Genomic DNA, 7,577 nt, shown 5'->3' with positions numbered 1-7,577 from the left:
TTTGGACAAATTTCCAAATCTGAGACGTGATATGATCGCCGCAAAAGCCGTGCTTCAGGAAAAAGCGGAAGGTGATGGGTACAGAGTTAGTGAGGTAACTCGTCGACATCTCATTTTAGGCTCGCCTTGTTTTGACGCCAATGGTGAGCCGGCAGGCTACCGCCAGATTTATTCAGATCTGGATACCGGGCAATGAGCAAGGCCGAACATGCGGCGAACCCGGCAGGTTTGCCGCATCACAAATGCGGGGAGAAAAGCGGATCGGATGCTGATGCCGTTGCGGACGGGCAGGTGCCCATTATCCGCGACGCGATCATCCAGGCAGCGGTCGAGGCCGGGGGCGGCGATATGGTCGCCTATCTGAGGAAGCAAGCGGAAACGCATCCGAGCGCCTTTCTGACCCTGTTGGGCAAAGTGCTGCCCATGCAACTGACCGGCGGCAAGGGCGAGCGGGTCAATCTTGAGTTTTCGGTGCGCTTCGTTGCCGCCGAACAGGAAATCAGCGGCGAGCAGCGCCGCAGCTAAACGACAGTAAGAGACCTTATGGACATCCAGTTCCCGGACGTGTTCCGGCCGCTGGTCGCACCGGCGCGCTTCAAGGGCGCGTGGGGCGGGCGCGGCAGCGGCAAATCGCATTTTTTCGGCGGGCTGTTGTGCCTTCGCGCACTCAGGCAGCGCACGCGCGCCGTATGTCTGCGCGAGGTGCAGAACTCGATCAAGGATTCCGTCAAGCAGCTTCTGGAAGACAAGATCGCCGCTTACGGGCTGACATCCCATTTCGACGTCACCGCTACGCAGATCCGCGGGCCGAACGACAGCCTTTTTACCTTTCGCGGGCTGAAGAACCACAATGCGGCGAGCATCAAATCGCTGGAAGGCTTCGATATCGCCTGGGTGGAGGAGGCGCAGACGATTTCGCAAAAGAGCCTCGATCTTCTGATCCCGACCATCCGCATGCCGGACAGCGAATTGTGGTTCTCCTGGAACCCGGAGCGTCCCACGGATCCGATCGACCGGCTGCTGCGCAAGGAAAAGCCGGGCGGCGCGATCGTGATCCGGGCGAATTATTCCGATAATCCGTTCTTTCCCGCCGTGCTCCGCGCCGACATGGAGCGCGACCGGCTGGCGGATCCGTTAAAATACGACCACGTGTGGCTGGGCGGGTATCAGAACATCTCCGATATGCAGTTCATTGCGCGCGAAACCATCCGTGCCGCGCAGGAGCGCCCCGCTGAGCCTTCCCACGGGCCGCGCATCATGGGGCTGGATGTCGCCCGCTTCGGCGATGACCGGACGGTTCTTGTTCTGCGCGAGGGGCCCCGGCTGAACCGCATCTGGCGCTGGTCGACGCTCGATCTGATGCAGACGGCGGGCCGGGTCAGCGAGATCGCGGCACGGGAAAAGCCGCACGCGCTTTTTGTCGACGGTGTCGGCGTCGGCGGCGGGGTGGTCGACCGGCTGCGCCAGCTCGGCTTGCGGGTCATCGACGTCAATGGCGGCGCGCGGGCGGGGAACGCCACACGCTACCGCAACAAACGCGCCGAGATGTGGGCGCGCATGCGCGACTGGCTGCGCGATGTCGGCTCCATTCCCGATGACGACGAACTGGCGATCGACCTGCAGGCCCCGAATTATGGCTTTGATGGGCAGAACCGCATCCAGATCGAGAAGAAGGAAGAGATGAAGAAGCGCGGCCTGATCTCTCCCGACTGTGCCGACGCGCTGGCATTGACCTTCGCCGAAGCCGTCCATCACGAGAGGATGAACGCGGTCTCCACGCGACCGGCGAGCGCCGGCAGCGCCTATAACCCGCTGGAGGGCTGGTGATGGTCGATATCGTGCCCGCGACGCTGCGCGATGTCTCCTACATCGCCGCCAATATGCGGCCGTGCGACCGCGAGGAAATTTACTGCCAGGTGCCGCCCGGCACGAAACCGGCGGAGATCGCCGCGTTCTGCATCGGCGGCGGGCAGAGCTGGACGGCCCTCGACAGGGGGCAGCCGAGCGGCGCCTTCGGCTTCAGCGAGATCAGCCACGGCGTGCTCAATGGCTGGGCCTTCGGCAGGCCGGGCTTCGAGCGCTGCGTCCCGGCGGTCACCCGTTTTGTATTCAGCAAAATCGCGCCCGGCTGGCTGGAACAAGGCATACGGCGCATCGAGGTGCGCACGATCGAGACCCACACCGGCGCCCATCGCTGGCTTGAGGCAGCCGGCGCGGAGCGGTGCTGCGCGCTGGAGGACTGGGGGCGCAATGGCGAATGCTTCCGGCTCTATGCCTGGATTTGCAGAACGGTTCCCGAAGAGGTTTTTGCGCGCTGGCAAACGACGGACTCGTCACAAAGAGCCAATTCGGCATTGACTAGAACAAAATAAGAACATAATCCATGATTGAAGTGACGCGCCATGTTTCGCGATACGCACACTCAAAGGGGAACCGAAATGAAGCACCTGGAACTGTGGCTGTTTTTAGGTTTTTTTGGAACGTTCTTTGCCGCAATTGCCGTTTGGCTTTATTTCGAAGTCGCCGACGATCGTCCTTCTCTTTTTGCTGAGGAACATATCGAAATACTCGGTAATGGCGGGACCATCCTCAACAACGACCCACTCTTTGCCGGCTATGAGCGTATTTGTCTGTTTGGCCCGAAAAGCTCGGAATTCACGGACAATGGATGCGGCAAATTCAATCTGTCGGCTATCGCTCTTTTTCGCGACGGACAGTGCAACGCATACTCGGACCGCAACGTTCCTGCACGTGTCATGGATGAATATGACTGGGAGTGCCGCGATCTCAATCAGCATTTTGAGATAGGCATTGTGGGCACTGAAGAAGACCCGCCCCGATACTTGATATTTGATCCCCGATAAGGAGAGTTTTGATGGATAAGATCGTTCCCGATATTGACGCACTCACTAATGAAATCAACAAATTGTCGGACAGATTCAAAATAAGGAATAACCAAGGTCCCAAAAAGAAAGACCAGCACAAGAATGCATTTGCCCATGCCTATGCATCCGCCGTCCTAAGGTACGAGAATAATCTGGCCTATTCAAATTTTTGGGGCACTTTACGGGAGTATAAAGAATTCCCGGTCGGTTCATACAAAGCGATCCGAGGCAAGAAAGGTTATACCCTGGATGGCGTCTGGCGGGACGGACGCCGCGACATGTACAACAATCACATTGGCAATCAGATCGCTGCCTTTGCGAAGAAGAACAGTCTACCACGGGAAGCCATCGCCTATCTTGTGCTGGATGCTGTGAAGAACAAACAACTGGTTCTGAACGAGTTTGAAGACCCACGGGTGGGCATTTTGTCATTTGTCGATCCCAAATACAAAGGCCCGTCCTGGGACGGACTGAAACGCATGAAAGATGATCTCAGATTGGAATGGCCGTGATACGGTCCGAGCACTAAAGCATTTTCTCACTCGATTTTATTTCATGAAAACAGGGCGCTAGCCCAATTCCAGACTGCGCCGCGTCAGCGCAGTCCAGCTATTGGCATGGTTCGCGACGGTGCAATCACCTATTGAGGATACCAGCCACCCGCAGCGCAAACGTCGCATCTTTCGGTTGGAAAACGACACACACGAAGCAAGAAATCGACGCGCCGTGCGCGCGAGCAATGCCCGTTTTCATTATGACAGGAAAGGCAACATCATGTGCTTTCGCACCAAGGTCGACACGCCGGAACCCTTTGTTCCTCGCCCCGTAACCCGCGACCGCGACGCCAATTTGCGTGTCGAGGCCCGGCTGCGGCGCAGGCGCTCGCGCGGCGCGCGCGCCAATATCTTCACATCGGCGCTCGGTGACAGCGGCTTTGGCGCGCATGTCGTCTCCGGCGCGACGCGGCTCGGGCAGTCGAACACATGAACGGGGTGATCGACAAACTGCTGGACCGGCTCTCGCAGCTCGAGAACACGCGCCGCCCCTGGGAAGGCCACTGGCGCGACGTCGCGCGTTATGTCGCGCCCGGCATGGCCTATCATGACATGCTGGAGGCGGTCGGCGGCACCGCCGCGCGGCCCTATGGCGCGCTCGAGGCGCCCAATATCTACGACCACACCTCGCTGATGGCGATCGACCGTCTGGCCGCCGGGGAAATCTCGCTTGTCATGCCGGCAAGCGCCACCTGGCACACGCTCAAAAGCAGCGATCCCTTTGCCGGTGAAGCCGATGACGAGGAAAAGCGCTGGTTCGACGATCTGACGCGCTATGCCTTCCGCATGCGATACAATCCGGTCTCCGGCTTCACGCTCGCCAGCAAGGCGGCCGTGAAGGGCAGGGCCGCCTTCGGCACCAGCGTGATGTATGTCGAGGAACGCGTCGGGCAGGGGCTCTCATCGCCGATCTCCTACCGGCATGTGCCGCTGCTGGAGAACCATCTGGCGACGAATTTCGAGGGGGTGGTGGACACCAATTTCCGCGTCTTCCGCCGCACCGCGCGCCAGTGCGTCGAGCGCTGGGGCGAGAAGTGCTCGCAGAAAGTCAGGCGCGCCGCCGAGGACGCCAGACGGCAGGAAACGCCGGTGACCGTCGTCCATGCCGTCATGCCGCATCCGGATGGCGAGCGCGCAACCATGCGCTATGTGTCCTACTATTTCGAGCGGGACGAGAAACACCTGATCGGCAAGGGCGGCTATCGCAGCTTCCCCTATATCGTCTTCCACTGGAACCGCGAGCACCAGGGGCCTTATTGCGAGGGTCCTGTGTCGCTGGCGCTGGCCGAGATCAAATCGGTCAATATGCTCTCCAAACAGGAATACATCGCCACGCAGCAATGGGTGAACCCGCCGACCGCCCAGCGCGACGACGCGCCGAACGCGCCGAACCTCAACCCCGGCGCGCCCAATCCGGGCCTGTTGAGCGAGACGGGCGAGCTCCTGATCCGGCCGATCATCACCCAGCAGCGGCCGGACTTCGCCCGCGCCGTCATCGAGGCCAAGCAGAACCAGCTGCGCGAGAGCCTCTATGTCAATCTGTGGCAGATCCTGATCCAGAACCCGCAGATGACCGCGACGGAAGCCGCGATCCGCGCGCAGGAAAAGGGCGATCTTCTGGGACCGTCCGGCCTCTCGCTGCAGGAGGGGCTGGCGCGCATGGTCGACCGGGAGTTCGCCATTCTGGAAAGCAAGGGCGTGTTCCGGCCGGGCGCGGCGCTCGGCGCACCGCAAAGCCTTGAGGGCCGGGAGATCGGCGTTGCCTTCACCGGGCCGCTCGACAAGATGCGCCGGGCAGGGGAGATCGTCGGCATGCAGCGTGTGCTCGAACTTGCCGGCATGATGGCGCAGATGGGCCATCCGGAGGCGCTTGAGCGGTTCGACATGAACGAGATGCTCGACATCGCCCAGGATGTGCATGGTGCGCCGCGGTCGATTTTCCGGCCTGCCGCCGAAGTCGAGCAGGACCGGGCAAAGGCCGACAATTTGCAGCAGATACTCGGCTCGATGGACATCATCCGGGCAGGCGGCGAGGCGGCCAGCGCGGCAGCCGAGGGCGGCAAGGCGCTCGGAGCGACCGGCCCCGACGGCGCTCTCGATCCTGAAAAACTCGCCATGATGCTGCAGGGCGCGGCAGGGGCGGGTGAAGCGGAAGAACAGATGGAGCAGACCCCATGAGCCAGCCATTGCATTCCCTGTCGACCGGGAAGGAGGGGGCGCGGCGCCGCGACGCGACCGCCATGTCCGAACTGCAGGGCGCCTATCACCGCGTCTTCTTCGGCCCGGGCGCGACGCAGCAGGACCAGTCGACGGTGCTGGCCGATCTGTCGGCCTTCACCGGCTATTTCTTCTCGCAGGATCAGGAGGCGACGGGCGAGGCTTTGCGCGAGGCCAACGCCATGCGACGCGTGCTCGCCCGCATCATCCGTCTCGGCCTCGGCGCGGAAGGCGATCTCTCGGCGCTTTACCGGGCGGCTGTTGCCGAGACATTGGCGACGCGCGAGGAGGGCCGGTCGCTTTGACAACGTATGAGTTCAAGCACGTGTCTTCAATCAACATCACATCGAATTCGGCACATATTTCCATAACCTGCTGGATATTCGAGGCATGACCAAGGACGTGGACGAGGATCATGCAGTCAGACACGCTCTAAGTCGAGCGACCCGCGGCCGGTTGGACGCGGCCGCGGGAGAAAGAGATCGACAGCCTAACGGGGCAGAGGGTATTAGCGCGACATCAAGGTGAGGTTCGGCATCGACTGCAGCATGGTGCGGGTGACGCCGCCGAAGAGATATTCGCGAAGGCGTGAGCGGCTGTAGGCGCCCATCACCAGCAGATCGGCGCCGGTGTCGGCGAGCCGGTTCTGGATGATCGCGGCGGCCGGAAGCCCGTCCGAAATCTCCGTCTTCATCGATACGTTGATGCCGTGCCGGGTGAGGGCGGCCGCGACTTCCGCTCCCGCCATCGATTTGCTCTGCTCGGCATTGTCCTCCGGGTCCACGCACAGGATCTCCACCTCTTGCGCCGCTTTCAGCAGCGGAAGCGCATCGAAGACGGCCCGTGCGGATTCGCGCGTCGCGTTCCAGCCGACGATCGCGCGCTTGATGGGGCTTGCCTCGCGCGCGACATAGGGGACGAAGAGAACCGGCCGTCCGCTCTCGAGCACAAGCGCTTCAAGGTCGGTGAAGTCGTCTTCCTTCTCGTCCTCGTTCTGGCGCACCACGACGAGATCCGCGCAGCGGGCGCTGGACAGCGCCGACAGGGCGTTGTCGCCCGACAAAGAGCGTATCGGCCGCCATTCCCAGGACACGCCCTGGCGTTCGCTCTTGTGTTTGAATGCCTCCGCAACATCCATCATTTTCAGATCGATGTCCTCCTGGTCGGTCTTGAAGACGGCGGCGTCCGGTATCTCGATGGGCGCGGCGTATGAAACCTTCATCGCGGGTTCGGCGTGCAGTCCGATCAAGTGGCTGTCGAAGGCTTCCGTCAGTTGCAGCGCTGTGTCGAGAACATTCTCGCAGTCTTTCCTGTTGCGCAGTACGGCCAGGATGGTCTTGTAGGACATGCTCTTCTCCATCGGTCTTTGTGATCCGCCGGTGCCTTGCATCCCGCCGGCTCTTTGCGATGCGGTCACTATGGCAGGCCATGACAGGCGTGACGTTGATTTCTGTCAAATGAACGGCCGTTCGTATCATACTTGCGTAGAAGTCGCCCGGCCGCTATGCGCATTGTGCGATGCAATATTGCAAGGCTCCAATGCTCAATTGTCACTTTTACCAAGTCCTGGCATCATTATATGCGCTTGGCAAGAAAGCAAAGACATGTCCTCTGTTCGTGGAGCGAGACGATGAAATCCGTATTCAAAGCACTGCAAGCGCACCGGGCCCACAACCGCGCATGCAACGAACTCAGCCGGCTTTCCGACCGGGAACTCGCCGATCTCGGCATTTACCGCGCCGATATCCCCTGTGTTGTCGCAGGTCATCGCCGTCTGAACTAGATTTCAGCCCTCGCGATCCTGTTTTGCAGGTGAAGGCGGCTCTCCGGTTCCGGGGAGCCGCTTTTCTTTTGGATGTTGCGATGCTCTAAGTTCCATTGCTTTGGGTTAGCTCCCCCGTCTTCGAGACGGGCCCGCTTC

General features: G+C 60.9%; 12 protein-coding genes. 10 read left to right on the top strand and 2 right to left on the bottom strand.

The features are described from left to right. The 9 genes from AC5E6N_RS22195 to AC5E6N_RS22155 form a co-directional block, all read left to right on the top strand. The coding region (locus AC5E6N_RS22195) for a hypothetical protein (RefSeq protein WP_491749851.1) at window positions 1–196 on the top strand (196 nt) is incomplete at its 5' end. Next, a complete protein-coding gene (locus AC5E6N_RS22190; protein WP_491749850.1) occupies window positions 193–525 on the top strand; it encodes a hypothetical protein in 333 nt (110 codons plus the stop codon). The genes AC5E6N_RS22195 and AC5E6N_RS22190, both read left to right, overlap by 4 nt. Window positions 526–543: 18 nt before the next feature. Further along, on the top strand, window positions 544–1,827 hold the full coding sequence (locus AC5E6N_RS22185; RefSeq protein ID WP_491749849.1) for a PBSX family phage terminase large subunit: 1,284 nt from the start codon (window positions 544–546) through the stop codon (window positions 1,825–1,827). Beyond that, a complete protein-coding gene (locus tag AC5E6N_RS22180; RefSeq protein WP_491749848.1) occupies window positions 1,827–2,372 on the top strand; it encodes a hypothetical protein in 546 nt (181 codons plus the stop codon). Before AC5E6N_RS22185 ends, AC5E6N_RS22180 begins: the two co-directional genes overlap by 1 nt. Before the next feature lie 66 nt (window positions 2,373–2,438). Beyond that, on the top strand, window positions 2,439–2,864 hold the full coding sequence (locus tag AC5E6N_RS22175) for a hypothetical protein (RefSeq protein ID WP_491749847.1): 426 nt from the start codon (window positions 2,439–2,441) through the stop codon (window positions 2,862–2,864). A gap of 11 nt (window positions 2,865–2,875) precedes the next feature. Then, a complete protein-coding gene (locus AC5E6N_RS22170; RefSeq protein WP_491749846.1) occupies window positions 2,876–3,397 on the top strand; it encodes a hypothetical protein in 522 nt (173 codons plus the stop codon). Window positions 3,398–3,659: 262 nt separating this feature from the next. Beyond that, window positions 3,660–3,872 carry a hypothetical protein gene (locus tag AC5E6N_RS22165; protein ID WP_491749845.1) on the top strand — a complete coding sequence of 71 codons (213 nt, stop codon included), beginning with the start codon at window positions 3,660–3,662 and terminating at the stop codon, window positions 3,870–3,872. After that, window positions 3,869–5,617 (top strand): portal protein, encoded by a 1,749-nt coding sequence (locus tag AC5E6N_RS22160; protein WP_491749844.1) that lies wholly within the window; start codon window positions 3,869–3,871, stop codon window positions 5,615–5,617. The genes AC5E6N_RS22165 and AC5E6N_RS22160 overlap by 4 nt, the downstream gene beginning before the upstream one ends. After that, window positions 5,614–5,961, top strand: coding sequence for a hypothetical protein (locus tag AC5E6N_RS22155; protein ID WP_491749843.1), 348 nt, complete (start codon window positions 5,614–5,616; stop codon window positions 5,959–5,961). Before AC5E6N_RS22160 ends, AC5E6N_RS22155 begins: the two co-directional genes overlap by 4 nt. Here the strand turns inward: AC5E6N_RS22155 and AC5E6N_RS22150 are convergent. Beyond that, window positions 5,861–6,073, bottom strand: a complete 213-nt coding sequence (locus AC5E6N_RS22150) for a DegT/DnrJ/EryC1/StrS family aminotransferase (protein ID WP_491749842.1) — start codon at window positions 6,071–6,073, stop codon at window positions 5,861–5,863. The genes AC5E6N_RS22155 and AC5E6N_RS22150 overlap by 101 nt on opposite strands. Window positions 6,074–6,164: 91 nt before the next feature. Continuing rightward, the gene (locus tag AC5E6N_RS22145) at window positions 6,165–7,004 is read right to left on the bottom strand and encodes a universal stress protein (RefSeq protein ID WP_491691813.1); all 840 of its coding nucleotides are present in this window, start codon (window positions 7,002–7,004) and stop codon (window positions 6,165–6,167) included. A gap of 282 nt (window positions 7,005–7,286) precedes the next feature. Between AC5E6N_RS22145 and AC5E6N_RS22140 the strand changes: the two genes are divergently transcribed. Next, a complete protein-coding gene (locus tag AC5E6N_RS22140; protein WP_491691812.1) occupies window positions 7,287–7,439 on the top strand; it encodes a DUF1127 domain-containing protein in 153 nt (50 codons plus the stop codon). Window positions 7,440–7,577: the final 138 nt, after the last annotated feature.

The organism is Hoeflea sp., assembly GCF_984452065.1.
This window is presented reverse-complemented; position numbering and strand designations above follow the sequence as displayed.